1 pseudogene is annotated in these 356 nt (G+C 38.8%); it reads left to right on the top strand.

The window, feature by feature from the left end:
- Positions 1-356 (top strand): annotated as a pseudogene (locus CP370_RS09620) (PTS sugar transporter subunit IIC); the annotation flags it as partial.

Here is a 356-nt window from a genome sequence, read left to right as displayed (position 1 = left end):
ATTTCCGAGAAAATGGGAGCGGTGGCCAACAACCGCTACTTAACCGCGATCCGGGACGGGATGGCTGTAATTATTCCCGTTTCAATTATTGGCTCGTTCTTTACAATTTTATTGAATTTACCAATCGATGCTTGGAAAGCATTTATTCAACCCTATGCATCCATGTTGTCAATTCCAATGTACTATTCCATCAGTTTGATGGCGGTCTATTGTGTATTCTCGATTACTTCTAGTTTATGTAAATTTTATGATTTAGACCCAGTTTCTACATCCGTCTTAGCTGAAATGTCATTTTTTATTTTAGCAATTGTTCCAAACGTTTTAAGTGCTAAGACAGCCGGAATGGAACCAGGAAC

Source organism: Lactobacillus sp. UMNPBX19 (genome assembly GCF_002553805.1).
Classification (GTDB): domain Bacteria; phylum Bacillota; class Bacilli; order Lactobacillales; family Lactobacillaceae; genus Lactobacillus.
The sequence above is the reverse complement of the archived record's forward strand: the minus strand, read 5'-3'. Positions and strand labels throughout refer to the sequence as shown.